24 protein-coding genes and 1 pseudogene are annotated in these 25635 nt (G+C 67.4%); 10 read left to right on the forward strand and 15 right to left on the reverse strand.

The features are described 5' to 3' along the window. The first annotated feature begins 76 nt into the window (after window positions 1-76). Window positions 77-958, forward strand: coding sequence for an RNA polymerase sigma factor (locus ACLJQ7_RS01815; protein WP_410646340.1), 882 nt, complete (start codon window positions 77-79; stop codon window positions 956-958). Between the two features lie 413 nt (window positions 959-1371). Here the strand turns inward: ACLJQ7_RS01815 and ACLJQ7_RS01820 are convergent, their stop codons facing one another. The 4 genes from ACLJQ7_RS01820 to ACLJQ7_RS01835 all read right to left on the reverse strand — a co-directional run bounded on the left by ACLJQ7_RS01820 (window position 1372) and on the right by ACLJQ7_RS01835 (window position 7759). Beyond that, window positions 1372-2634 carry a helix-turn-helix domain-containing protein gene (locus ACLJQ7_RS01820; protein ID WP_410646341.1) on the reverse strand — a complete coding sequence of 421 codons (1263 nt, stop codon included), beginning with the start codon at window positions 2632-2634 and terminating at the stop codon, window positions 1372-1374. Between the two features lie 214 nt (window positions 2635-2848). Then, complete coding sequence (locus tag ACLJQ7_RS01825) at window positions 2849-3067, reverse strand: hypothetical protein (RefSeq protein WP_410646342.1); 219 nt, start codon at window positions 3065-3067, stop codon at window positions 2849-2851. A 461-nt stretch (window positions 3068-3528) separates the two neighbouring features. Further along, a complete protein-coding gene (locus tag ACLJQ7_RS01830) occupies window positions 3529-4662 on the reverse strand; it encodes a hypothetical protein (protein ID WP_410646343.1) in 1134 nt (377 codons plus the stop codon). A gap of 1777 nt (window positions 4663-6439) precedes the next feature. Continuing rightward, entirely contained in the window at window positions 6440-7759 is a 1320-nt protein-coding gene (locus ACLJQ7_RS01835) for a terminase large subunit (RefSeq protein ID WP_410646344.1), read from the reverse strand. Between the two features lie 169 nt (window positions 7760-7928). On the opposite strand from ACLJQ7_RS01835, the gene ACLJQ7_RS01840 reads away from it, so the two are divergent. Continuing rightward, window positions 7929-8540 carry a hypothetical protein gene (locus tag ACLJQ7_RS01840; RefSeq protein ID WP_410646345.1) on the forward strand — a complete coding sequence of 204 codons (612 nt, stop codon included), beginning with the start codon at window positions 7929-7931 and terminating at the stop codon, window positions 8538-8540. Here ACLJQ7_RS01840 and ACLJQ7_RS01845 read toward each other — a convergent pair. After that, window positions 8458-8916 carry a phage terminase small subunit P27 family gene (locus ACLJQ7_RS01845; protein WP_410646346.1) on the reverse strand — a complete coding sequence of 153 codons (459 nt, stop codon included), beginning with the start codon at window positions 8914-8916 and terminating at the stop codon, window positions 8458-8460. The two genes, ACLJQ7_RS01840 and ACLJQ7_RS01845, sit on opposite strands and share 83 nt — an antisense overlap. Window positions 8917-9484: 568 nt before the next feature. Between ACLJQ7_RS01845 and ACLJQ7_RS01850 the strand changes: the two genes are divergently transcribed. The 8 genes and pseudogenes from ACLJQ7_RS01850 to ACLJQ7_RS01885 all read left to right on the forward strand — a co-directional run bounded on the left by ACLJQ7_RS01850 (window position 9485) and on the right by ACLJQ7_RS01885 (window position 16411). Continuing rightward, window positions 9485-10804, forward strand: coding sequence for a tyrosine-type recombinase/integrase (locus tag ACLJQ7_RS01850; RefSeq protein ID WP_410646347.1), 1320 nt, complete (start codon window positions 9485-9487; stop codon window positions 10802-10804). Further along, window positions 10794-11237 (forward strand): DUF6262 family protein, encoded by a 444-nt coding sequence (locus ACLJQ7_RS01855; RefSeq protein ID WP_410646348.1) that lies wholly within the window; start codon window positions 10794-10796, stop codon window positions 11235-11237. The genes ACLJQ7_RS01850 and ACLJQ7_RS01855 overlap by 11 nt, the downstream gene beginning before the upstream one ends. 68 nt (window positions 11238-11305) lie before the next feature. Beyond that, window positions 11306-11851 carry a hypothetical protein gene (locus ACLJQ7_RS01860; RefSeq protein WP_410646349.1) on the forward strand — a complete coding sequence of 182 codons (546 nt, stop codon included), beginning with the start codon at window positions 11306-11308 and terminating at the stop codon, window positions 11849-11851. Between the two features lie 106 nt (window positions 11852-11957). Then, window positions 11958-12515 (forward strand): hypothetical protein, encoded by a 558-nt coding sequence (locus ACLJQ7_RS01865; RefSeq protein ID WP_410646350.1) that lies wholly within the window; start codon window positions 11958-11960, stop codon window positions 12513-12515. Beyond that, window positions 12512-12934: pseudogene (locus ACLJQ7_RS01870) on the forward strand (TniQ family protein); the annotation flags it as partial. The gene ACLJQ7_RS01865 and the pseudogene ACLJQ7_RS01870, both read left to right, overlap by 4 nt. Window positions 12935-14771: 1837 nt before the next feature. Continuing rightward, complete coding sequence (locus ACLJQ7_RS01875) at window positions 14772-15149, forward strand: LysR family transcriptional regulator (protein ID WP_410646992.1); 378 nt, start codon at window positions 14772-14774, stop codon at window positions 15147-15149. Window positions 15150-15249: 100 nt separating this feature from the next. Further along, a complete protein-coding gene (locus ACLJQ7_RS01880) occupies window positions 15250-15717 on the forward strand; it encodes an NUDIX hydrolase (RefSeq protein WP_410646351.1) in 468 nt (155 codons plus the stop codon). Window positions 15718-15904: 187 nt separating this feature from the next. Continuing rightward, window positions 15905-16411 (forward strand): hypothetical protein, encoded by a 507-nt coding sequence (locus ACLJQ7_RS01885; RefSeq protein WP_410646352.1) that lies wholly within the window; start codon window positions 15905-15907, stop codon window positions 16409-16411. A 189-nt stretch (window positions 16412-16600) separates the two neighbouring features. Here ACLJQ7_RS01885 and ACLJQ7_RS01890 read toward each other — a convergent pair whose 3' ends face one another. The 10 genes from ACLJQ7_RS01890 to ACLJQ7_RS01935 all read right to left on the reverse strand — a co-directional run bounded on the left by ACLJQ7_RS01890 (window position 16601) and on the right by ACLJQ7_RS01935 (window position 25458). After that, window positions 16601-17359, reverse strand: a complete 759-nt coding sequence (locus ACLJQ7_RS01890; protein ID WP_410646353.1) for a hypothetical protein — start codon at window positions 17357-17359, stop codon at window positions 16601-16603. Window positions 17360-17546: 187 nt separating this feature from the next. Next, entirely contained in the window at window positions 17547-18146 is a 600-nt protein-coding gene (locus ACLJQ7_RS01895) for a hypothetical protein (RefSeq protein WP_410646354.1), read from the reverse strand. A gap of 430 nt (window positions 18147-18576) precedes the next feature. Next, entirely contained in the window at window positions 18577-19200 is a 624-nt protein-coding gene (locus ACLJQ7_RS01900; protein ID WP_410646355.1) for a hypothetical protein, read from the reverse strand. Between the two features lie 191 nt (window positions 19201-19391). Continuing rightward, the gene (locus ACLJQ7_RS01905) at window positions 19392-19943 is read right to left on the reverse strand and encodes a helix-turn-helix domain-containing protein (protein ID WP_410646356.1); all 552 of its coding nucleotides are present in this window, start codon (window positions 19941-19943) and stop codon (window positions 19392-19394) included. 143 nt (window positions 19944-20086) lie between these two features. Continuing rightward, window positions 20087-21124 (reverse strand): SAM-dependent methyltransferase, encoded by a 1038-nt coding sequence (locus ACLJQ7_RS01910; protein ID WP_410646357.1) that lies wholly within the window; start codon window positions 21122-21124, stop codon window positions 20087-20089. Further along, a complete protein-coding gene (locus ACLJQ7_RS01915) occupies window positions 21118-22005 on the reverse strand; it encodes a helix-turn-helix domain-containing protein (protein ID WP_410646358.1) in 888 nt (295 codons plus the stop codon). The genes ACLJQ7_RS01910 and ACLJQ7_RS01915 overlap by 7 nt, the downstream gene beginning before the upstream one ends. A 190-nt stretch (window positions 22006-22195) precedes the next feature. Next, on the reverse strand, window positions 22196-23263 hold the full coding sequence (locus ACLJQ7_RS01920) for a S1 family peptidase (RefSeq protein ID WP_410646359.1): 1068 nt from the start codon (window positions 23261-23263) through the stop codon (window positions 22196-22198). A 190-nt stretch (window positions 23264-23453) separates the two neighbouring features. After that, window positions 23454-23843, reverse strand: coding sequence for a hypothetical protein (locus ACLJQ7_RS01925; RefSeq protein WP_410646360.1), 390 nt, complete (start codon window positions 23841-23843; stop codon window positions 23454-23456). Continuing rightward, window positions 23840-24733 (reverse strand): SAM-dependent methyltransferase, encoded by an 894-nt coding sequence (locus ACLJQ7_RS01930; RefSeq protein ID WP_410646361.1) that lies wholly within the window; start codon window positions 24731-24733, stop codon window positions 23840-23842. Before ACLJQ7_RS01930 ends, ACLJQ7_RS01925 begins: the two co-directional genes overlap by 4 nt. Continuing rightward, window positions 24730-25458, reverse strand: coding sequence for an SAM-dependent methyltransferase (locus ACLJQ7_RS01935; RefSeq protein WP_410646362.1), 729 nt, complete (start codon window positions 25456-25458; stop codon window positions 24730-24732). The genes ACLJQ7_RS01930 and ACLJQ7_RS01935 overlap by 4 nt, the downstream gene beginning before the upstream one ends. Window positions 25459-25635 lie beyond the last annotated feature (177 nt).

Raw genomic sequence — 25635 nt, forward strand, 5'->3', positions numbered from 1 at the left:
TAGGACTTTGAATCTGCGCTGGTATCCGGTCGGTACCTCGCACCACGTCGTGATCACGTCCAGCGGGGAGTCAGTCGTGTCCACCATCGTGTTGCCCAGCAAGCGGTCGTCCACAGTCGTCCTGTTCCACCGAACCGGTGACCGGCGCAGCAGCTCCCGGAATGGGCCGCGAGCCACCGCGGCCGTCGTCGTGGCCGGGGCACCCGCCGCGGAGTGGACCGACCACGAACTGCTGCAATCCGTGCGCCACGGAAAGAACGCCACGAGCGCGGCCGCCTTCGGCGTCCTGTATGCGCGGCATCGGGCCTCGGCGCACCATCTGGCCGGGCAGCTGGCCTTCTCGGAGCACGATGCCCACGACCTGGTCTCCGAGGCATTCCTCCGGGTGTTCGACATCCTGCGGGGTGGGGATCGCGGTCCCGAGGACGCCAAGTTTCGCGCGTACCTGCTCACGACCTTGCGGCATATCGCCTACGACAAGACACGCCGGGACCGCAGGATCACCTTCACCGAGGATGTCGAGACCACCGCGATCGACTCGGGCAACCCGGGCACGATCGCCCAGCCGTTCCGGGACACCGCTCTGGCCGATTTGGAGCGCTTGCTCGCCGCGCGCGCGTTCGTCCGCCTCACGCAGCGGCACCAGGAAGTGCTGTGGCACCTCGAAGTCGAGCAGCTGACACCCCTCCAGATCGCCCCAGTGATGGGACTGACCCCGAACGGGGTGTCCGCCCTGGCCTGCCGGGCGCGTGAGCGCCTGCGGCAGGCATACCTTCAGATGCACGTGCCCGAGCCTGACGAGCGTTCGCGAGGCTGTCTCGCGACGGCGGGAAAGCTGGGCGCATGGGTCCGGGACGGGCTGGGGAGGCGGGAGGACATGCGGGTCGGTCATCACGTGAGGGAGTGCGTGGCCTGCGGCGCCGTTGTCGCCGAGCTGCGCCAGGAAATTCCAGCCTGAGCCAGAGAATCCGGCCTGAGCCAGGCCGAACCACGGTGCCCTCGGTGTCTTGCCAGTGCAGGGAGGGTGTTTGGCATGGTGAGCGGCAGATCAGCGTCGGCGCTGTATCGCTCGCGCCGGGCGGGGACGAGGGCGTAGCCGGGCACGCAGAGCTGACTCGGGTGGCCAGGTGATGGTCCTGTTCGCTAAGGGTGTGGGTTTGGGGCGGGCACACCCGGCTGGCGGTGAACGGCGTCGCCCAGGCCGGGCGCCGCGCAGCGGATCGGCAGGTATCGGGCTGCAAGGGCGAGGGCGACGGCTATCGATAACCCGCTTCGGAGGCGCTCGCGAGCAGGATCCACCCCAGCTCGCGTGGCCGTGGCACTGCGTGAACGACTTGGAAAGCATCAGCTGACGGTCGGGCGGCCGCCGGATCATTCGGACTTCCCGTGGTGTGCGAAGACGTCGGCGAAGAATTGCTCTGCTCCCAACGCCCGCACGAACTTGTACATCAGCCTGCTCACCACAGGCCCTGGGGCTTCCTGCAGCTCACCAGTCCCAGCTGACGTTCCTTGCACGTATCGGCTTGCGCTGTATCGCAGAAGCTGGTCGGGCTCACCCACAGACGGTGTGCTGCTGTGGACTAACCCGTTGAGGTTGGTCAATCCGACAGCGATCTCCCACTGACCCCGGTATCCGAACGTGGTCCCGACCTCGCCGGCGAGGGTGACCAGGGCGCGGACCAGTCCGACGGCTCCTTCGGTGTAGACGAAGCGCTGTCCGACGGGCCGGGCGTAACCGATCGATTTGGTACCGACCAGCGCTGAGGCGAACAGCGCGATGGAGCCGTCATCGGAGATCTCCAGGTCGGCCTGGGCGCGGTCTTTACCGACGGCGTCCGGGGCGAGGATGCGGGAGTGCAGGTCGTAGGTGTGCCAACCGCGACCGACCGCCCGTGGTTCGTTGTATGCGGTCAGCCGTTGCAGCCAGCTGTCCGTATTGGGAGTGATCGCGGCTCGGGCGACGAGGGTTCGCAGTTCCTCGCCCATCAGGTGCGGGGTGAGTAGCTCGGGAGGGCTGGCGATCGGGTGGGCGACCGCGTACAGGCGGACGTCCTGGTCGCGGTCGTCCTCGATGGGATCGCGGGCGATCTCGGCGGCGATCAGCTGCTCGGCGGTGACCTGGCGGGCAGCCCGGATCGCGAACAGGCGCTCCACGGCCGCATCGTTCAGCCGGTGGTTGGTCTTGTCGCCTCGGCCGTGATACTGGCCGTCGACCATGTGCGGTGCCAGCGGACTCGGCGGTATCTCGATCACCAAATAGCCGTTCTCCATGTCTTCCGGAGACACGGGGATCGGATGGCACTGTACGAACAGCGACGGGTCACAGCGCTGGTGCAGGATCTGCTCGACGGTTTCCGCCAGCCCTGACAGTCGTGTCGGCGCCAGGGTGAGCTTCCCGGTCGGCCTGTCTTCGTCCACGCCGATCAGGAGCACTCCGCCGTCGTTGGCGAACGAGGCCGCGTCCCGGGCGAGTTCGATCTTGTCGTGTTTGTCGTGGTTGAGCTGGCGCTTGATGTCGAGCCAGTGCCGTTCCTCCAGCGCGCCGTTGTCGATGGCGTGCTGGATATCGGCGGGGGTGCTCGGCCGCCATCGTTGGATGGCTGGTCCGAGGTAAAGGTGTGGTGACTGGCTCATCGCTTCATCGCTTCATCGTCCTCGGGTTCGGTGACCGGCCGGGCTGCCACTCGGATCAGTGCCAGGTGGCTCACGCCCAGGCTCTGTCATATCCGGGCGAGGTGGCATGGGCGGTGAACTGTAGCTGCGGGACGGGTGTCGCTGATCTCCGTCCGTGCCGAACGTGGTGGGAGACGCCCGGCGTCGTGTGGCGCCGGGCGTCTCCGGTTGCTGTTCAGGGTTTTCCGAGGCGGATCGGGCCGAGGTCGACAGCAGCGTTGAGCAGCCACATCCCGCCGATGATCACGGTCAGGATGATCACCAGCCGGACCGTAGCTCCCCAGGAGCTGAGGATCCGGCTGGCGAGTCGGACCAGGGATCGCCGTTCGTCGCTGCGGTCAACGGTCGTGGCGTTCGGCGCGGATGATTCCGCCCCCTGTTCGTCGTCGCGCACAGGCGACGTTCTGTCGTTGCGCGATGGCAACTCGTCTCGTGCACCACCTATCGTCATGTGTGTTCCGTTCTCGTGTTCCTGCTGCGGAGGCAAGACACCCTCGACGGAACCTGTAAGGGGCGGCCTCTCGTGCCAGAGAGGCCGCCCCGGTTCGCGATCGGTGGCGCTCGTCAAAGACGTTAGAAGGACTGGCTGTGCCAGGACCACGGGCAGGCGACGGTCGGTCGGATCGGCGAGGTGAGTTGAGGTAGCCCTGACCAGCAGGGCCGAATCGGGCAGTCCTTCCAGCGGGACAACCGGCAACGACGGCGACCTGGGGGCCACAGATCGGGACAGCTGGACGTCGCGACCTTACGATTACGCTGCGCCGCGGCTCGCAGGATTCGGCCCAAGGTGAGGGCGCCCATCGCGGATAGCTCTGGCCGACGATCGACGGACGTCAGGCTCTAGCTGGAGGGCGGTCAGGCGACCGGCCAGGGGAGACCGTGGCCGGTGATGATCTGTCCGGCGATGTCGTGAAAGGCGTCGCGGGCGTGTTCGCCGGTGACGCGGCGGCCGAGGAGGTGCTCGGCGAGTTCGTCGACGGGCCAGGTGACCAGCTGGCCGTGTCGGCCGAGCATTAAACCGACCCGCCGGATCCGGTACAGGTCGGCGGTGTCCAGCCACGCGTACAGCAGGATTTGCCAGAGCCAGCGTCCGACTTTGCTGGTGTCGCGGACGCTGACGACGGTCTTAACGTCGAGCAGCGTTCCGCCGTCGGCGTCGATGCCGTGGTCGGGGTCGATCGCGCCGAGGAGGAGGTCGGCGTCGGCCCAGTGAGGCACGATGGTCGGCCCGGCGATCCCGAGCGGTGTGCCGGGCGCGGGGTTGCCGGCGAGTTTCCGGAGCTCCCACAGGGTTCCGCGGTCGTGCAGCAGCCGCGCGAGGGCGACCAGTTCGTCGACCTGGCGCTGGTTGACCAGACTGCGCAGTTGGTCGACGGTCGGGCGCCCGGCGTCGAAGAGCCTGGCCAGGCGGTCGTCGATGAGCCCGCTGCGGTATACGTCCTCGCAGAGGGTCAGCAGCCAGCACAGGCGAGCCAGTCCGGCTTCGGCGCCGGGGGAGCCGAGGGTCCCGGCTGGGGCGTGACGTGCCAGGTAGGTACGGCCGCGCTCGAGGAAGTCCGCCCATGCCGCCTCGGCGGCCGGATTTCCCAGCAGGCGCGGTTCGACGGGCCCACTGAGGTCAAGCCAGGACGCGGCGGCGGGGCGCAGGTGCAGCGCTCGGGCACGGTGCTCGCCGGTGAGGCCCCTGTGGCTGGGGTAGCGCGCGGCCTGATCGTGCGCCCAGGCAGGGGAAACCCACTTGGCCTGGATCAGCCCGAGCAGCGCATAGTACGGCGGTGCGGGCTGTACGAGGTCCGCGACACGTTGCCCGAACGCTCCGCCGACTTCCGCCCACCATCGTGCCGGGACCTGTCCGGATGGCCGGATGGGACGGACATCCCGCACGGCGGTCGCGATCTGCTCGACCACCGACGCCGTCCCGGCGAATGTTCGCTCGCACCACGCGGCGAGCGGGCTTCGGGGGCTGGCTAGTTCACTGGTCAGGGACACGATGTGACCACCGCACGTCGGGTCGGTGGACACGGCACGGACACGACGGCCACCGCACGCAGCGCGCCGCGGCCGGTCCGCTCGCTGCGGAGGTCACGACAGCCCTCCACGTGTGCCATGCCCGAAGCAACGTTCATGCCCACCGTCTATCACGCCGGTCCGACATTCGGGGAAACACGAACATCGCGGCGTTCCTGGCCGACGGGTGCGCGCCAGGCGGCCGACGCCTCCAATCAGTAATTGCGTTCGCTCTGGTGCCAGTCAGGTCGTGGACGACCGGACTCGGCGCTGGTCGATGAGTTCGCGCCGCACTGCCGCCGAGCGATGCTGCTTCCGGCCGAGTCTCCGGAGGACGGCGCCGTGCTGCCGGCGTCGTTCGTCAGCATCAGGGTTGGCGTTGTGTCGGCCGCGACTCGGGGATACGAGAGCTTCACGCACCCGGCCCGTACAGGCGGCTTGGCATGAAGGTCTGGGGCCTGTACGAGGGTGCGGTACGGTCGGAAAGGCTGCCGCACGTCGCTGCCGGCTTCCGAGATGTCCCCTTCCCACGCAAGGGCGCGGACGTCGACGAGGACAAGGGTCGATACCCGCCCAGGGGCGAGGTTGGGGACTCACGTGCAGCTCGACATCCTTCGGACAACGGTCGATCGTGCCGGTCGGATGGCGTGGGCCCCGGCCGTGGAGAGGCGATCATGACCAAGAACGCCGGCAGCAAGCGCCGCCATCGCGTGAAGGCCCGTGGCGGCGACGATTCCTACAGTCACGTCCGCAATCAGCGCAGCGGCCCGTGGCGCGAGAACGATGCGGACAGCGCCGGGCACGTCGGCGAGTTCCGGACGGGCCTGGCGCGGAAAGATCTCGAACGTGGCCGGGGCATGGCCGAGAAGGACTTCCGATCGACCGACCCTTACCGCCGGGCCGAGGCCTACGCCCTCGCCTCCCGGCTATACGACGAGCTGGCCAGGCATACCGACGATCCGACCTGGAAGCACGCCGCGCGCATGGCCGCGCAGCGACACGCGATCGAAGCCGCCCGTATCCGCTGGCAGCACCGCATCCCCACCATCACCCCCGGCAACACAGGCAGCGCTGCTCGGATTGGGCCTGTGCCACTCGTGTGGGCGCCCGTGGCAGACCGGGCTGGAAGGCGCCTGCCCGGTCTGCCCGCGAGTGCGGCACGGTGCGACACCGGTGTCGGTCGAGGAGGCCGAGCGGTTCGGGCCGGGCACCGACGTCGACCTCGCAGCGCTCCTCGCCGTGCCGCTGCACCGCAACGAGGATGACTGACCAGGCCTCGTCATTCCCCGCCGGGCCTTCCGCTCGGCGATGCGCGAGTCGGAGCCGCCGCGGGCATGGTGGTGTGGGACGAGCAGATGACGGGGGAGAGGGGACGCCATCGTGGCAACTCCGGGCGGATTGGGCGCCAGGTCATCCGACTTGGTCTGGTACGCCAGCTATGGCTCGAACATGAACGCCGCCCGGTTCGGCTGCTATCTCGCCGGCGGAGTTCCGGACGGCGGCACCCGGCTCTATCCGGGGTGCCGCGATCCGCGGCCGCCGGTGGCCTCACGCGGCTGTGAACTGCCCGGCGGGATCTATTTCGCGACCATGTTGGGGCAGTTCGCCGACGTCGTCGCCCAGGAGATGTACCGCGAGCCCGGTGACGACCTCGATCTCGCACCGGTCTTTGCGAACGGTGTGACCGCCCTCGGCCCCGGCCGCTACGAGACCCTGCTGCGCGCAGGCAGTCTCGACGGATATCCCACGGTGAGCGCCATCAGTAGATCTGCGGGATCGGCGCGAGGTCGAGGCGGGTCTTCTTCTGGATCGCCTGCCGGACCGGTTCGCCGGACCACTCGTCGTACCCGGCCGCCATGACCTTGAACGTGGCGCAGTCGGCCGCGATGTCGGCGTAGATGACGTCGTAGTCGATGACGTCGCCGGGCGTGACGGTGATCCATCCGCCGTCGGCCCACTGGGAAACCCGGCCGTTGGTGCGGCCGTCGAGGAACTTCACCGCGGATTCGGGAAGCCAAAACCTCCAGAGCATCGACGGCTTGCCGTCGAGACCGTCGGGAACGAGCAGCGACCACGCGGTCATGTCGAGCTTGGCCGCGAGGTCGAGACCGCCGTAGGCGCGGCGCCCCGCCAGCTCAGCGCGCAGCCAGTCTGGGGCGCGGGCGACGGTCCCAGCACACTGTCGGTACAGGTGCATCGGCATCCAGCGGTGAGCCTGCTGCACCCACTGATTGAGCCGGTACTGCCGGAAGGCATTTTCCTTGCTCGGATCATTTCGTGCCTCAGCGGCTTCCTGCCGCAGCGAGCGGATCGAGAGGAAGTCGCCCAGGGCGGGGTTGGCCAGCGGCCAGTTCCGTTCGTCCCACGGGTCCGCGTCTTCGGGGACGTTGCGGACGTAGGCGAAGCGATGCCGGGCGCGGTCCGGGTCCTCCTGGATGCGCACGCACTCGTCGTGCTCGCTGCGGGCGAAGCTGGCGGGGTCGTCTCCGGCCGTGGTGGCGGCGATCATCATCGGCTGCGCGCGGGTACCCATGCCGGTCCGCATGGCGTCCCACAGCCGGGCGTCCCGCTGGGTCAAGACCTCGTCGAAGACGACGCCGTGCGGGTTGTGTCCGAGGTTGCCCGCCGCGTCGGCCGCGACGACTTCGTAGTAGCTGCCGGTGCGCTCGTCGATGATCCGCTTGATGTGGTCCTTGACGATCAGGCGGGCTGAGAGCACCGGGCTGAGCTTGACGATCCTGGCGGCGACGTCGAAGAGTTTCGCGGCCTGGCCCCGGTCCATCGCGCAGCCGTAGATCTCGGCGCCTTTCACTTCGTCGCCGACGAGCAGGTACAGCGCGATGAACGCGAGCAGTTCGCTCTTGCCGTTCTTGCGCGCCAGCTCGATCCAGCCGATCTGGAACCGGCGGACGTAGGACTCCCATTCGGGGTCCCACACGACTTCGCCGAACAGCGGCTCGACGATGTCCTTGCGTTGCCACGGCGCGAGTTCAAACGGCCGGCGGGACCACTTGTCCTTCGTGTGCACACACAGCTCGGAGCAGAACGCGACGGCGTGCGCGGCCCGAGGGCGACACAAGTGGTCTCCCCTCTTGCGGCAGGTCTTACCGTCGAGAGTGAAGCCGCACTCCGGCAGCCGATGGACCGCCTTACGAACGCTGGCTCGGGCCATCCAGGGGTGACCTCCCTGGACACAGCTGTGACGCGGGGAAGTCCGGTGGCTGTCGATGACCCAGTACTGTCGTCAGGTGCTATCTGTTTTCGTTCACCACGCGACGCTCCAGAACGCCGAGGTCAAGCCCACCGAAATCGCCACAGTCGTGATCGCCTCCTGCGCGTTGGTTGCGGCCTCGTGGTCAGCGCTTACGGCGCACAGAACAGGACGTCGACAGGCGGCGCAGCTCAAGGAAGCCCAAGATCATGATGTTCGGCGACAAGCGGCGCAAGTGGCTGCATGGAGCGTGCCCAACATGGACGAGCACGGGACGCCGACCATCTCGACCTACATCATGAACGCCAGCAATCTGCCCGTGTTTTCTCTTGAGCTGATTGACGGCGTAACTACGGCCTCGAGTTTCGCCGTGCAGGAGCCGACTCCGAAACCTCATCGTCAGCGCGCCCAGAACTACGACTGGACGAAAGAGGACAAAGAGCCCTGGGAGGTTCGGATAGCGATCCTGATCTTCACCGATGCCGAGGGCAACCGGTGGATTCGTGACCACCACGGGCTCCGACTACTTCAGCGCGCCAAGACGCTACCGGACGTCGATGAAAGCGTTAGGAAAGCAGCCTCTCGGCGCCTGCTCCGTTGGCCTGGGCGGAAGCGTCAACCTTCAGCTGCGAACGATCGGACGGGGTGAGCCCGAACCTCGCGCCGTACTGCGCGAACGTCGTCTCGGCCTCGCGCTGCACGATCAGCGCGGGGTTCTTCACGAAGCCGTTCGGCCCCTGCATCAGCAGAGCGGAGCCGTTCACCAGCTTCGTAGCCTGCTTGTACCGGGCCAGCGCCTCGCACACGATCACGAAGGCGTCGACGTCCCACGTGGTGAGCACACCGACGGCGATCAGGCCGGGCGCGAGCCGGTCCCAGACGGCACGGGCGTCGTCGGACAGGTCCTCGGGCGCGGTGACCTCGTGCTCGGGCGGGATCGGCTCCGCGTGGTTGATCCGGTCGGGCCGGTCGCCGTGGAGCACTTTCAGTGCTGTCGGCTTCGGCTTGGCTCCGCGTGCTCCCATCGGCTTCGCCTCCTCACTGTGACGGCGCTGACGGGAAGGTGGTTGGCTGCAAACTCGTCCGGGTAGGTAGGGACGACGGCTGCGACACGTTCGGCGGCGAGGGGTGGACCGTATGGCTTCTGCGAAGTGGGGTTTCGGCAAAACGACAACGGACGCGAAGACTGCGCTCCGCATGGCTGTGACCTGGAGCCTTCTCGGTGTTATCTGGCTCGTTCTGGGGCTAACCGATGAGGGTCCGATGGACTGGCACAACTGGGTTAACGTCGGACTCGGCGCACTTCTAATAGTGTCCACCAGCTACTACTGGGTTTTGTTCGTACGCCAGCGCCGGAAGGGCCGCTGAGCCCGCTGCATCGCCTCGCTGCTGGAACTGAGCGAACAGCAGTGGCGCGTCGCGGCTGCGGCTCGTCCGAATCAGTCTCTGGTCTTCCTGCTCGACGCCCGCTACGCGATCGAGGCGCTGCGCGACGGAACCGGCTGGGAGGTCGAATACCCCCGGGATGTCTGGCGGTTGGACCGGTTGCCCGGCATCGCCGGACCAGGCGGTCGCCCGTGTCCCCGGGCACGGTTGCGGTTCGACCGCATCACCCATCCCCGGCTGCGTGATCTGGGCAAACGATGGACCCGGCTCCGCCTGACGTCCGGGCTGAGCATCGGCGCGGCCCGCGCCGGAGTCGATGCCCTGACCCGGTTCAGCGACTTTCTGGCCTTGGTCGGTGTCGACTCGCTCGCCGACGTCGACCGGCTACTGCTGGAACGCTACCTCGCCCACGCCATGTCCCAACCCGGCGGAAACAACATCAAAAGGCACCGGATCGGCTCGCTCAACGTGTTCTTCCAAGCCGTCCGCCAGCACGGCTGGGACGACAGCCTCCCGGCACGGGCAACCTTCTACACCGGTGACACGCCGCCCATCCACGTCCAGGTGGACCGCCGGCTGGCCGAGTTCGTCATGACCCAGATCGAATCACCGGCCAACCTGGACCGCTGGGCCGATCCGTCCGCCAAGCTGGTCACCCTGATCCTCACCCGATGCGGTCTACGAGTGTCAAGCGCACTGGCGCTCGCGTTCGACTGCGTCGTCCACGACGGGCAAGGCGCACCCTACCTGCGCTACTTCAACACCAAGATGAAACGCGAAGCCGCCGTCCCCATCGACGAAGAACTCGAAGCGGCCATCGGCGGGCAGCAACGCAGAATCCTCGAACGATGGCCAGACGGGACACCGCTGCTGTTCCCACGCGAACGCTCCAACGTCTCCGGCGACATCCCGCTCGATCCCGGTACCTACCGCAACAAGCTGAACGACTGGCTCACCACCTGCGAGATCCGCGACGAACACGGCCGCCCGGTGCGTCTGACACCCCACCAGTGGCGTCACACGTTCGCCTGTCGTCTGATAAACCGCGACGTCCCGCAGGAGACAGTGCGGGTACTGCTCGACCACTCCAGCCACGCCATGACCGCCCGCTACGCCAAGCTCACCGATCAGACCGTGCGCCGGCACTGGCAGGAGGCCACAAAGGTCAACATCAAGGGTGAGCGGGTCTCAATCGACCCGGAAGGCCCACTGGCACAAGCACAATGGGCAAAAACCCGCTACGGCATGTCCACACAGACCCTGCCCAACGGCTACTGCGGCCTGCCCCTGCAAAAGACGTGTCCACACGCCAACGCTTGCCTGACTTGCCCCGTTTTCCTGACAGGGCCGGAGTTTCTGCCCGAGCTGCGCGAGCAGCGCCACCGCACGCTCACTCTCATCGACGTGTCGAAGGACAAGGGACATGGCCGTGTGGTTGAGATGAACCAGCAGGTTCTGGACAACCTGGACCGCATGATCGGCGAGGTCGAGAAGGACGAGCAGGAGGACGCCGCCGATGCGGGCTGACAACTCCCACCATGTCATTGCGGCCGCCCGCCACAGGGCGGCCGCCACCCGCAAACGCGCCGTCGCCGCCCTGCGCCGCATGGACAAGGCCGGGCTGCCGATCAACTTTGACGCCGTCGCCAAGCAGGCACGGGTGTCGCGGTCGTGGCTCTACAATCAGCCGGATCTGCGTGTCGAGATCGAACGGCTCCGCGCCCGGCAAAGTCCGGCCTCGCCGAACCGGCCGGTTCCCGACCGGCAACGAGCCTCCGACGCTTCGCTGTTGCGCCGCCTGGAGTCCGCCACCGAGCGGGTCCGACACCTGGAGGCGGAGAACAAACAACTCCGTGAAGCGCTCGCCTTGGCCCTCGGCGAGCGCAGGGTGGCCGACGTTCGTGGCAGTACTCGCGACACGCCCAGGAGGAAATCCTCAGCGATCATCGGACCCTGCTGATGGCCGTGTCCGCGCGGAAGATCACTGAAGGGTGGCGGCGCCCGTAGTTGGTCGGGGATCCTGATGGCGTGACCGACACACCCGCGCCTGGGGATCCGATCTCGCACGTTCCGCCAGACTTCCTCACGCCTGACGACGGCAAGAAATGGTCAGAGAAGCACTGGTTGAACGTCCCTGGCCCCTTCTACACAGGCCTGACCGACAACTGTTGGACCGGCCGGCAGTCCGCACCACGCCACGTCCTCTACGGCGGCGAGTACTACAACGAGTTCGTCTACCGCCAGCCCACGACCCGGGAGGAGGTCGAGTGCCTGCTGTCGGCCGCCGAAGAGGACCCTTTAGGCGGCTACGCCTGCGACGGCGACTCACGGTGGACACCGGACGCCGTCCGCGCCTGGTGGAACGCGCGAGGCCAGGTCGAGGAGCATGTCGCGGCGCTGCTCGGCGAGTGGACCGCCGCCGAGGCCAACTCATATGAGGTTGAGGCCGCCGAAGGTGCACGCGAGTTCCTCGCCTACCTGGCGGGTGACCTCAGGACCGACCTTCGGGCCTATGTCTTCCGCCTGGAACAAGGCCGCTACCCAGACTCTGGTGACTTGCTCCCAGATCTCTGAACCAGAGCTGGTGATCAGGCGCTTGCCCTGCCCTTGGCAACGTCGAGCTGATATGCCAGCGCACGACACGCCGAGGAAGAAACTCTGCAGTGATCATCGGATCCACTTGACGGTCGTCGTCGACAATGTCCTCATGGCATCGATACTGGTCAGCAGCATGATCATTGCGTCAGCTCAAGATAACGTTCAGTTCCCGGTGACTCTGGTGTTCATCGGCGTCGGCCTTTCCGAGCGCGGCCTGTTCCGCGAGGGCGACTCCTACAGCAACGCGGTCCTGGCCCAGACCGGGCGCCGCACCACCCGCCTGGACATGCGCCCGTTCACCGTCGACACCGACACCGGGCGGCGCGAGTGGCGGCAGATGCTGCTGGCGATCGAGCAGCGCCTCGTGCTGGCCGGGAAACACCCCGGCATGCTCGCCGACGGCCTGTCGGACTATCTGTTCGCCCGCAGCACCGGCCACATCGGCTCACTCATGACGCTGATCAACCGCGGCTGCCAGCGCGCCATCCGGACCGGAACCGAGCACCTCAGCAAGGAGCTGCTCGACGGCGTGAAAAACGACGCCGCCGCGGAAACCGCCCGCCGCGAACTGGAGAACGCCCTCGACGGCCGCCGGATCACCACCCGCACCGCGCCGGGAACCCGGCGCCACAGCGGATGAACCGGACCGACACCCTGCCGATCCGGCTCCACCCGATCCCGGGCGAGGCACTGGACTCCTGGTTCGCCGCCCTCGCGCACCGGCTGCACACCCCGTTGGGGTCGCTCCTACCCGACCTGGGCCTCTGCCACCGGAACAACGACGACGCCCCGGCCGACTGGACGGTCCTGCTCCGGCCCGCGGAGATCGCCACAGTCTCCGCCGTGACCGGCGTCGGGCAGCACCTCGTCGAGGCGATGACGCTGAACAGCTTCGACGGCACCGCCCTGCTCATCGACCCCGCCACGCGGCGGGTCCGGCGAACCCAGCTCTGGGGACGCAACACCGGGTCGCGCTACTGCCCCGATTGCCTGGCCGAGACCGGCGGCCGCTGGCTGCTGCGGTGGCGGCTGGGCTGGTCGTTCGCCTGCACCGCCCACCGGCGGCTGCTCGCCGACGACTGTCCTGGATGCGGGCACCTGCCCCGGCGCCGCATTCTCACCGAAGTCCTGACACCGGGCCGCTGCGTCCACCCCGTCGGCGACGACAAGCACGGGCGTTCCCCGGACCGCTGCGGACATGACCTGACAACCATGAACACGCTCCGGTTCCGGCACGACGATCCGGTGCTGAACGCCCAGCGCATCATCGACGAGGTCATCGAGACGCGAACGGCCTCATTCGGCGTCTACGCCGCCGAATCCGCGCCGGCGATCACAGCGCTGGCTGACCTGCGTGCTCTCGCCAGCCGCTTTCTCCGCTACGCCCATCTGAACGACGTGACCACGCTGCCCGACGACCTGCTCGCCGCCTGCGAGCACGCCCTGGCACAGTCGAGCGGTGATCATCCGCCCGTGCTGGCCGGGAGACGGCACGGGTTCATGGCCCCACGCCACGCCGCCGTCGCCGCGGTCGGCGCCACGGCCGCGATCGCGATACTCAACGCGGACACCATTCGCGACGCGGGACACCGTCTGCGCCGGGCCATCGAATCCGCGCGCCGACGCGGCCATGGCGTCCGGGTGTCGAACGTGGACAAATGGGGACAAGGAACCAGCACCACGCTGAAAGCCATCCAGGTCTCCGCGTTGGGTCCCTTCCTCAGCCCCAGTGACCAACTTCGCTATCGAACCGGCGCCACCAAGCCCCATCACCAACTTCCTGCAGCGAAGGCGTCCACGCGACGCCGCCACGTCCCGACCATGCTCTGGACCTCCTGGGCGCTGCGGTTACGCCCAGCGAAGACCTTTCAGCTGCACACCCTGCGCCTCGCGTTGTCCGCGGCCCTTCTGCTCCCGGGCGCCCGGCACAACCTGCCCGACACGGCCACGATCCTCGGCATAGCCGACAGCCGCGACCCATCCCGCGTTTTCGGCGCCCTGCATACGAATCCGCACTGGACCCACATCCTCGCTGCGCTGACCCACCTCGCCGACTACCTCGACGCCCACGCCATCCCCATCGACTACGACCGGCGCCGCGGCCTCGACTACACCGCCTTGCTTCCCGAAGACCAGTGGCACCACATCTGTCTCCAGAGCCGATTCCCGCCTGGGCACGGCCGCCGCCTGGACCTCGCGCGATGCCTGCTCTTCGAGAAGATCAGCATGGTCCCGGCCGATCTGGCGCCAGGCTCGTTCGCCATCGACTCGTCCTACAGGCGCGACTGCCTCCTCGAGTTCGCCGCGCCGATCACCCCTGATCTCGCCCTGCGCCTGAACGAGGCGGCCCAAGAATTCCTGGCGCAACAGGGCATCCACGACGAACCAGTCGAATGGCAGCCGCCTCTCGCGCTGCTCGACGGTCTCAGCCTGCCCGGAGCCGATCCCGATCACGTGGACATCAACACGCTGCACCGCCTCATCCGCGAGGACGACACCGCGCTCACCATCGCGGCGCAGCGGCTCGGCTCCTCCCTCGACGTCGTTCGTCACCTTCTCGAACAACATCCCGCACCGCCACGCCCGATCACGAAATCTCAAGCACGAGCCACGGGGCTGATCCGTGTCGCCCTCCGCGAGGCGCTTCCCCGAGACCGCCTCAACGATCTCTACCACGATCAGCAACTGACCTTGCGAGAGATCGGCAGCCGATTCGGCGTGACCAAAAACGTCATCGGCCGTCTGCTCGACGACTACGGCATCGAACGTCGCGAACGTCCACGACCCGGTTCAGGCATCGTCATCGACCGCGACTGGCTCTACGACCAACCAATACATCAACCAGCGCCGCACCTTGAGCGACCTCGCCCAGGAGAAAGGAATGAGCCCCGCGAACATGCGGCGCTGGGCAGGAAAACACGACATTCCGCTCCGCCCACACGGAGGAGGAAGCCACAACGAGGTCCGCCGCACGCTCGATCAGGCGACCACCGCGCCGAGAGCACTTCGACCGGCGCTGACCGGGACAGGAGCGTGGACCCGGCTGCACCGGTTCGCCGCCACGGCCGACCATCCCACGCTAACCACCGCTGCCTCCGCACTCGATATCGACCTCTCCACACTGCTCAGACAGATCAACCGCCTCGAGCACGACCTCGGCGGACAACTCCTTACACGCGCCGAACGGAATCAGCCCCTGCAGGTGACACCTATCGGGCGAAGGATCATCACAGCGCTCCGGAAATGCGACCGCGAGGAAATGTCGTCGTCGTGAGTCCGATCTCTGGTGATAAGGCCTTTCGACAAAACGAAAGCCCTGGTCACCGAGACCAGTATGTCACGCGTCGACACCGGCAGGAAGCGACAATGCCTTGGTGAACAACGAGCTACCAAGGATCCGCGTCGCCGCCTACGTCATCCGCCACCAGAGAGGACCGCAACTGCTGGTCTTCGAGCACCAAGGTATCCCCGAGGCTGGCACGCAGATCCCCGCTGGCGGTGTTCGGCCCGGCGAGACCCTCAGCCCCGCTGTCCAGCGAGAAGTCCTCGAGGAAACCGGGCTGACCGACACAGTCGTCGTCAACTGGCTGACTACTGAGGACAAGCCGCACCCGCACAGCGGCCAGCCGCGACGCACCACCTACTTCCACCTGCGCGCTCCAGTAACTGCTCCCGACAGTTGGTCCCACCACGTCGGCGGCGATGGATACGACGCGGGCCTGATTTTCGTCTGCCGATTCCAGCCCCTACCACTGGATCGCCCACTGGCTGACCAACAGGATGCCTGGCTCGGGTTGATCAGCCCAGAACTGGCCACACGTGAGGAATTGCCTCGAAACTGAGACCGATCTCAGTACGTCGCGGTGAGGCAACCACGAAAGCTCAGGCCACTTAAGATCGACATGTCACGCACGGTGAGATCGTGCAGGTCCTCGGCCTACCCCTGGGTACGGGGTGATCACTCGATGACCGTTGGCGCGAACAACTGACACTCACCGATCACAACCGGAACCAGGAGCACGAGCAGGCATGCCAGACCAGCACGAACCCGAAAATCCACTCACCAGACTGTACGCGTTGGCCGATCTCGTCAGCTCCGATCTGGCCATCGCTGGGATCCCCCTGGTTCCCGATTACCTGCACGGCGGCCATCCCCTCGGTCCGGTCGGCGCGCACGTCTTCGCCGACAACCTCGGACATCGTGGTGTGTTCATCAGCTGGGTCAGCCACTCGATCTTGACGTCCGCGTCCCTGGAGGCATGGAGCGAGGGCCGCACCGGTCCAGACAATCCCGCCGGGCAGTGGAAGGAGACGGTCGACACCGCGATGCAGAACGCGATGGCCACGATCCTGTCCTCAATCGGCTACGAGGTAGTGCCAGCAGATGACGAGTCAGGACCTCAGCTCATCGTGACGCAGCGAGCCCCCGAAAGTCCTTGGTACGCCTGGTACCGCGACCAGACGGACCGGGTGCGAGCCAAGTCGCTCGAAACCGCGGAACGGCTCAGGGCAGCCACCGACGATCACGGGCAGTGAATCCGCAGCCACGAGGTGCACTCGCCGTGGCAGCCGGCCAATCACACCAGCGGATCATCTGGCCCGTGCGACGAACCGTGGTGGTCGAAGAAGTGAAGCGGCCGTGAGACTGATCTTGATGAAGAAACCGTGAGACACGCTACGAAACCGCAGGTCACGCAAGATCAACATGTCAGGAGCTATGAGACCCTACAGCGCGTGCTGCGCTTGCCCGATGCCTTTACCGCCGAACAACCGCCAGAAGTTGCCTTCGCCGATGATCCCGGCGTCGGGGGTGCGTCCGTCCGCGCCCAGCAGTTCCACAAGATTGTCCATGGCGTAGACGGTGGACTGGTCCCCGTCCGCGCCGCCGTGATCAAAATTTACATAGGTGAGGTCCAGCCCGTGCCCGGTGCGGTACCGAGGGACGACGGTGTGCGGCGTGGCGGGTTCGTCCGGTGCTTCCTGCGGGCGGGCAGCCGGGTGGCCGGAAGCGTCGTCGCGGCCGCATGCGCCGAAGTGCAGGCAGTGGGCGATATCGCGGGGTTTCAGGTGGCGGGCGTGACGTTCCATGTCATCGAGCACCGCCGCGAAAACGGTGCCGTGTGCGCCGATGGTCGCGTGGTTGCTGCGATGCCGGTCGCAGCCGATCACGGCGCCGCAGGAGGTGAAGGTCGCGGTCCAGTGGTCGCCGTGGCGGCTGAGCGTGCATTCCAGGTCTTGGAGGTTGAGGTCTGCGATGGGCAGTCTGCGGTCGTCGATGGCGAGTGCGCCCTGGAAGCCGCCGGGGTAGCAGAAGTCCGCCCTGGTGGGGCAAGCACCATCGAGCGTGATCCAGCCACGCCGCCGGAGGTACGAGGCGAGCGACACCACGGTGCCGTCGCCGGGTGGCAGGTCCTCGTGGCGGCGGGTGACGAACGGGGCTGCGATGCGCTGGATGCGGGTTCGCGCAGTGTCGAGGATGGTCATGACCTTCGTGTCTGGGGAAGTGGGCGCGGTGTGGTGCGCTCAGGACGTGGGCAAGGGGCATAGAAAATGCGTGGCACGTAGCCGCGCATCCTGGCTTTCGGCTACGTCACAGGGGTTTCACCCGCTGGTGCGGGCACCGCACGAGCAGGCCGCGGCGAGTGCGGGGTCCGGGTTGTGGCAGCAGGGTTCATGCCGTTGCGTCGTCCGCGTGAGGACACGACGCTGCAGGAAGGAGCACCGGGGCCGACGGGCCATGCGCGGCTCCGCCCGCGGCGACAATGCGGGTACCCGCCTCGACAGCAGGCTCACGCAGGGGAAACCGCTTCACGACGTCCCGTTCGTAACACCGCGCGGCGGGATTCTGCCGGACCCAGCCCAGGACCAGGGTGCGGAACAGAATCCAAGGGTGGCTGGGCCGGGAACGCCGCCGCAGAGCGCTGCCGAAGTCCACGTTGTCCTGACGGCAGCCTGCGTAGAACAGCGCCATGTGACCGGGCCGGGAATCGTGCCCGATCGCGCCGGGCCCGCACAGCCGGGCGATGGCGTCACGGACATCGGTGACCAGATCGCCGTACGGATCCACTGGGACGGCAGCGGCGGGGCCGATGTCGAGGGGCTCGTAGTCGAGCACGACGCCGGTGTCGCCGATCATCGGGGATCCCATCCACAGCGAGAACGCGGGCCGGTCACTGAGCAGGATGGTCAACGCCTCGGCCAGCTTCGCCACGGTCGTGTTGTCGATCGGTGGTTCGTTATGGAGGCCGTGATTGATCGCCTGAACCGTCATGTGCAGTCCCGTATCCGGTACGGGCGTGCGCGTCGCCGGAAACCCGGACACGACTTCACGGACGCCGTTGACCAGCGTCACCAGAGAAGAACCACCACTCGGTCGGCGACGCGGCCGCGCTCAGGCAGGGCGAGCAGAGTGAGTTCACGGTGTCCCTCGGGCCACCGGCGTTCACCGTCGAAAGCGCTTCTCATAGCGGGTACCAATTCCTCGCAGATCGTTAACAGGGACAGGGGCAGTTGGTCATAGACGCCGAGTTCGGTGACGTCCTCAGCACCCGCGGCAGAATCCTGCGGCCCGGACCGCCACAGCACGCTCGTCGATATCGGTGAAATGCCGCTGCACCACGGCATCTGGCCCCTTCGTCAGGGCTGTGGTGATCGGTAACCGGGTCGTCGGGGACCGCGAGATCCTCACGGCGGGGCTGCTGTTAAGTGCAACCGGCTGCAGCCAAGGCGATGCGCGTGGCGTGGTCGCGCGGAACGGCGCCGCGGCCGAAGATCTCGGCGCGGGCCTGGGACGGCCATCGGTCGCCGGTTCTGGTGAACCGCAGGACGCCACCGTGCGAACCGACGATGGTCACGACGTCGGTGGTGATGCTGAGCTCGGCGTCCGGATCGGTGTATTCGGTGCCGGTCAGGCACTTACCGCGGTAGTCCCGGATCCCGGACCAAATGTCCGGCGCGAAACGGGTGTCCGCGGGCATGCCCGCGGCGACCAGCCCGAGCCACACCAACACGAGGACGAAGGTGGTGCACGCGCGTTGCGCGACGCGGCGGAAGACCGGCACGCTCTCCAGCGCCCATCCCACGCCGGCCCAGGCGAGGCCTGTCACCGCGACCGTGGCGAGCCACCAGGGCATCGGCAGGTAGAACGTGCCGCTCCAGGTCGCCAGCCCGGTTCCGGTGGCGAGCGCGAATGCCCAGCACGCTATGAAGACCGTGCCCAGCGCGGCGTCGGTGTCGTCGCGGCGGTCCCGGTCTGCGGTGTCACAGCGGCGACGGGCGAACGATCGTTGACCGCCTTCGCGGTCAGCCCGTCCACGGCGTCGCATGAGGCGACGGCGCGGCGGCCGGGCCGCACGAGCGGAGGAGGGCCGTAAGCGGATCTTCCGGTGCTCCCGGGCTGCCGCCTGGGTGGTGTCGGCGGGGGCGGGGAATGGGTCGGAATCGGGCATGCTGTGTCTCTTTCTCGGTCGCGGTAGTGGCCGTTGCGTGAGGCGGGCGTCGTCCGGACAGTGGGATGTCAGCCAGGCGGGGCAGCAGCGGGCCGGGTGCTGGTGTTGCGTTCGGCGACCGCGGCGAGCTGCCAGCGGGCCTGGCGCGCGAGGAGATCGCTGGCGTCGATTCCGTAGCGGCGGCTGATGCTGTCGGCCAACGCTGGGGTGATGGGCTGGTGGCCGTTGAGGATCTTGGAGATGATCGTGGGGTCGTATCCGAGCGTGACGGCGAACCGGCTGTTGCTTAACCCCGTTTTGGTGATGACGGCACGGACCACGTTGATCGCCGAGGCGTCGACGTCGCGGCAGACAGGTTGCCGGCGCACTGCCGGTGCTGATGTGGTCGTGAAGGCGTTGTGGTCGCGGTCGGCCGCGATGGTGGCCAGTGCGGTGCGGTTCTGCCGGATCAGCAGGTCGAGCGGATCGATCTTGTAGCGCTGCGCCACGGCGTGGGCGAGGTCCGGGCTGATACGGGTACGGCCGGTCAGGACGCGGCCAAACCTGGCAGCGGGGTAGCCAACGGAGTTCGCGAAGTCCTCCTGGGAGAGACCGCTGCGGGCCACGACCTCGAGCAGCACGTCACGCGCGGTGGCGCACGCGGATCCACGCGCCTTGCTTTCACCCACCCGGCGGGCGGGGCCGCGCGTGCTCGTAGCGTCCTGCGGCGTGGTGTGCGGACCGACGACGGGGTACCGATCGTCGGGCAGCGAAGTGAGGGTCCTCATGTTCTCACCGGTGTCTTATCGGACATGGCAACGGTAGGGATGCGGCCGACGGCGGCGAGAGTAAAGGGCGCGCGTGGGTGCTGGGTGGTGTCCGGGTGCGGCCAGCAGGACGTGCTGGTGATCCCCGGCTCCAGAAGGTCCACATCGGACACCACCGTCGCGAACCGCGCGGGACCGAATGCCCTGGGATGCGGGGGAACGCAGCGCTGGTAGGCACGGCACCAACGGGCCGTGTCCTCGCGCAACGCTTGGCGCGTGGGACGTGGAAGTTTGGGCAGCAAGGGTTCGTCGGACAGGTGCGTGACCGCGACGATGCTGCCCGGTGGCAGGTTTCTGGCGAAGGACCCGATGATGGCGCGTGGTGCCCGACGTTCGAAGAAGTGCAGGACGTCGACCATCAGGGCGGCTACGGGCCGGGTGCGGTCCAGCAGCTTGGCTTGGCAGAGGCGGCTGAGCATCCCGGGGACCGCGAAACAGTTCCCGCGTATCGCGGTGGCCCGCAGGCCGGGCTGAGAGTGCTGGCGTAGCCAGGCGCGGTTGACCTCGTCGACCCGGATGTCGTTGTCCACGAACACGATGTTCGCCGCGGCGCCGGCCCGGATAGGCGCTGTGGTGAGGGTGGCGTAGGCGGCGCTGGCGGTGGCGAGTCCGGAGCCGAGGTCAAGGAACTGGGTGATGCCCTCGGCGAGGGCGTGCTCGACGACGCGCACGGTGAACTGGTCGCGTTCCCGCACCGCGGACGAGGCCGCCAGGGAGATGTGCACGAGCTCGTCGGCCAGACGCCGATCATTCGCGGTGGCGTGATCACCGTTACGCAGCACGTTGTCGACCAGAGCGGGGTGCGGGCGCATGCTGCACGGGGTCGGCAAGGCCGACCACTGCGCTTGATACTCGGCACGGTTGGTGAGGGTGTGGTTGTACCGGCAGCACCCGCGCCCGGCGGGGCACGGTCCGCCCCAGTACGGCCCGCGGCCGTCCCGCCACGTCTCGACCGTGCGCATCGCCTCCGGGCCGACCTCACGAACGATCAGCATGCCGTCGCCCCGCCGAAGGTGCCAGGGGCGAGAAGCCTCACCGCGGAGGAGGTCTCAGGCAGCGCTCGGGAGGCCAGTTGAGTGATGGTCTGCCGGTAGGGCGCGAGGTGATCCGGGTTGTCCAGGACCAGCATCGTCGTCGGCGTGAAGGCGGTGACGACTTCGTTTCCCCGGTCGTCCTGGAACAGGGTGAAGCCCTGCGTGGCGGTGGCAAACGCGGTGGCTGGCGAGATTCTGAGGTGGCAGCGTGGGTGCCGGACCAAGGTGTGGAGATAGAGTCGTTGCTCGGCCGCGACCTGGCTCAGCAACGACCGACTCAGAACGGCCTGGTCGATGTATACCGTCGTGGTCGGTCCTTTGGGCCAGCTGAGGATCGTCTGGCGTTTCTGGCGTGCTGATGCTCCGTCGCGGATCGTGTCAGGTGCCAGGATGCCGGTGTCGCGCAGGATGGTCTCGGTGTATCCGGCGGTCTGTGTCAGGTGCGGCAGTTGATGTGGCTGGTAGGAAACGATCGTGTGGGCGTTGGCTCCGAGATGGAGGAGTGTCGGCAGCATGTCGGGAAGATCCACGGGGTGGGCCTGGACGCTGTACGCCCGTGGGGACAGGTCGGCCACGGCGGAAACGCGGTCGATCTCCTCGGGAACCGCCTCTGCCGCCACGAGGAAGCTGGCCACGTCCAGTCTGGTAGCGGCCGTGTACCCGGTGACCATGCGGCTCGTTTTCGAATCGCTCCAGCCGAGTTTGCCCGCGATCGTGCCCTGAGTGAGTTTCGATCGCCGGAGCGCAAGGTGCAGCGCGGCACCGATCTCTCGGCTCTGGACCGAGGATTTTTCCGTGGAGGCAAGCGTTGTTCCGGCAGGACAGGATGCGGCGGTGGACACGGTGAATCGCTTTCTGAGGGCGCTCAAGGAAAATGGTCGTTGGCTCGTCGGATGACGTATGTGCTGCCTATGCCGAGGTATCGCTGGGGATGGAGGTCGCGGTCGGCACGCAACAGTGGAGAGGTCGCGCTGGCAGGGAAGAACCGGTGTTTCGGCGGCCGCGATGGCTACCGGAACACCGGTTCCTGTGCTATCCGGCCAAGGTCAGATCGGCCTGCGTGACCTGTGTCTGCGCATCACGCTGGTGCATGGTATGGATGATCCACAGCAGGAATCGCGGTTCCGCGACCTGCGTGTAGATCGTCGAGGCGACGCAGGACTGCGTGTGCGAGCGCGACCCGAGTCCGGTGAGGAACCAGTCCCGCCCGTACCGCTGCAACGCTCCGCCGCCGGAATCACCGGCACACGCGGTGCCTCCGTTGGGGGCGGTGCCCAGGCAGATTTCGCCGCGTCCGATCCCCGCTGGGGCGCAGTCGTCCTTCGGGGCGATCGGCACGTCGAGCTGCCGCAGCCACGTCGGTGCCGGCGAACCCCAGTGGGCCGGATCCGGGTCGGTCACGCCCCACCCGATGATCCGGGTTTGCTTACCCGCCTTGGGATATGCGAGCTTCGCGGGCTTGACCTGCCATCCCGGGACTGGGTGGTCCAGCTGGATCACTGCCAGGTCCCAGATATAGCCGTCGCCATCCGGCATACCCCATTCCCAATGCTTCGGAAGCGAGATCGACTTGACGCCGCGGACGGCGCCGCCGAAGTGCCGGTTGGTCGACCCGATCCGCAGCGTGTACTGGGACGGATCCTGCGGATTCGCCTGTGTACCCACTCCGGCCCGCCGCGGGGGCGGTGCCTGCTTGAACGCCCGCCACGCCAGTTCGCCCGCCCGGTCCGCACGCTGCGGCGCCTCAGTCATGACGGACAGGCAATGCCCTGCCGTGACGACGAACGACGAGTGAATCAGCGCACCACTGCAGGTGTGCCAATCGCCGACGCCGTTCTTTGCCAGCTGGATCGACCCGGCACCGGCGTAGGCCTCCGGGGCCCGTTCGGCGCCGACGATCATCGGCGATACATCGTCGCCTCTGGTGTCGGTGGCAGCCGGGCTGCTGGTGCTGGCGGGTACGGCCGTGGCCGCACCGTGGTTCCCGCCGTCGGCGGCAGCGACCGGCGCGGCGCCGAGACCGGTGGCGACGAACGCCGCCAGCGCGGCCACGGCGACGCGCAACCCGCCACGGCGGCGGGCTCTCGTGCTTACTTTCACTGTTTCCCTTCTCTGATAGTGCTTCCTGACGCTCTCCGCGGGCATGCGAGGAGCGCGACTGTGGGGGCCACCGGATCTCCTCGGTGGCGGTGTGCGGCGACGTCGACCACCCGCCGTGGTCAAGGTGGACAGTCCTTTCCGGACGTCACGAGGCTCCGCACGCTGCGGCCCGTGGTGCCGGGTGGCGGACTCAGCTGACGCCGGGGCGCTCGCCGGAACGGGTGGCATCGACAAGCTGCTGGTAGAAGTCCGTCTCGGTGCCTATGCCGGGGGTTTGCGCCATGTAGATCATCGACTCGCCGGTATCACACCGGACAAGAACGAGCCGGATCGCGCGGTGGGTTGTCACGTCGACGAACAGGTGCTCCGATGGGGAGTTGCGGTGCTCGATCCGGCGACAGAGCAGGCTGGAGAGCCAGTCTCCGGCGTCCTCCCGGTCCAAGGCGCCAGCGTCGGTGACCTTGATCAGCCCACGCGTAGCCAGGTCGATCGCTGCGAAGTCGACGAGATCCGCGATCCGGGCGGCATGCGCAGGCTGGAAGTAAGCGGCGTCCTCAACGATCACGGTCGAAGTCGTCACGACGCAGCCCTCGTTGCGATCGCGCACCACACCGGGAGCTCCGGACCCGCGATCTTGGCAGGTTGCGGGCCGCACCAATGCGACACCGCCGCGACTCCTGGGTGTTCGAGATCCCAGCCGGTGCCGTCGAACCAGCTTTCGACCTCAGCCTGGGATCGCGGGGTCAGCTGTGGCTCGGGTGTCAAGGCCAGGTGCGTGGCCAGGTCATCGAGCGCGGCGGCCACCGCGCTTCCGGGAGGCGCGACGCCGAGACTGCTCACCCCGATCACGCTTCCGGGAGGGAGCTCCTCGTGGTAGGCGCGCATCAGGTCGGTGACGTCACCAGGCCAGTGCGACGGATCTGCAACCATCGTGAGGCACACCGGTGTCGTAAGGTCCAGCGACCAGTCGCCACGTTTATGGACCTGGTGCAGCGGCCGGTGGACCTCATGGACAGCGGCCTTGACCGCGGCGACTCGTTTCTCCTCGAGCACGGCCATGGCCGTCTGCTGATGGCCGAACAGTATGTTTTCGCGAGCCACCAGCACCATGCTGGGTGCGCCGACGTAAGCCTTGACCTGGGTGTGCGGAGTTTTCCTCTCCGGGCCGAGAGGCAGCGCGGCGCGCAGGACCACGAACTGGCTGATCCCTCGCTTTTCAGCCGCGAACGCGATGACGTCATAGAGGAAGCGCTGCTGCGCCAGCACACACCAGCGGTAACCGGGCACGTCAGCGTCGATCCGCCGGGCCAGTTCCCGGTCCGCGACGAAGACTCCATCGGATCGGACCCCGAAGTTCTCGTCGAGGAGGAAGCCGTTGATACGGCCGATGGTCGGGTTGTCGGTTTCGGCTTGCTGCTCGGGGACGGTCCCGTGCGGTTTGAGGAAATATGGGTCAGGCGATGTGGTCATGAGGTTGGTGTGCTCCTGTATGCCGAAACGAGTCCGTGAGGCCGGGTGCGAGGTGGACGGACGGCTACCCGCGTGATCAACGCCGAGGATGAGTCCGCTGTGGACGGTGACGAGCCGCGGTCGTGCGTGTCGTGGGTCTGAGCGGGCCCGGCTGCCGTGAGGTCCCAGGGATGGGGGGACATGAACAGGGCGTCGAGTTCGGGTGCGGTGCGCAGGATCAGGGGAGTCCGCGTGTGACGCTGGAATACATTGCAGGCGGGCGGGTGGCCGGTTTCCGCCGGCGTGTCCGAGGCGAGCGGAAGTACCTGGTTGACCGCAACTCGGCTTCCGGACGGCAGGATGTTCCACAGCCCGGCCAGCAGAGCGTGCGGGTCGTGGGTGTGCCGCAGTGCGGTCGATCCCAGCACGCAGAGAGGTCTGTTCAGGTTGATCGCGCCGATGCCGTGGCCCGTGCGCAGGCACTGTTCGATCCCGGGTGTGGAGGACAGCCACGCGACGTCGGGGGTCAGGCTGTGGGTCGTGACGATCCGCGTCCAGACCGCAGGTTCGTTGTCGTCGAGCAGATAGAGCGCGCGGCAACCTGCGCCGGCCGGAAGAAGTTCGTGTGCCAGCCGCAGCGGGGGGAGATCGGGGCTGAGGGCGACGAACTGGCGAATGCCCGCACGCAGAGCTCTGACGATCACATGGTTCCGGACGCGGTACTCGGTCGCGATCGTCGCCTTCAACCCGGGTCGGCAGCTGCGGAGAATGGACGCCACGGCGTCGGACTCGGCGTGTCCGCGGACTCCCGCCAACGCCACCCTGGCCTCGGCCAGTGACACGATCGGCCAAGGGCGGACGCGGACGGGCGCCGCCGGGGCATCGGGGTGACTTGTGTGGTCAGGCATTGTGACGGGGCTTTC

It is taken from the genome of Amycolatopsis sp. cmx-4-54 (assembly GCF_046548895.1).
GTDB lineage: Bacteria > Actinomycetota > Actinomycetes > Mycobacteriales > Pseudonocardiaceae > Amycolatopsis.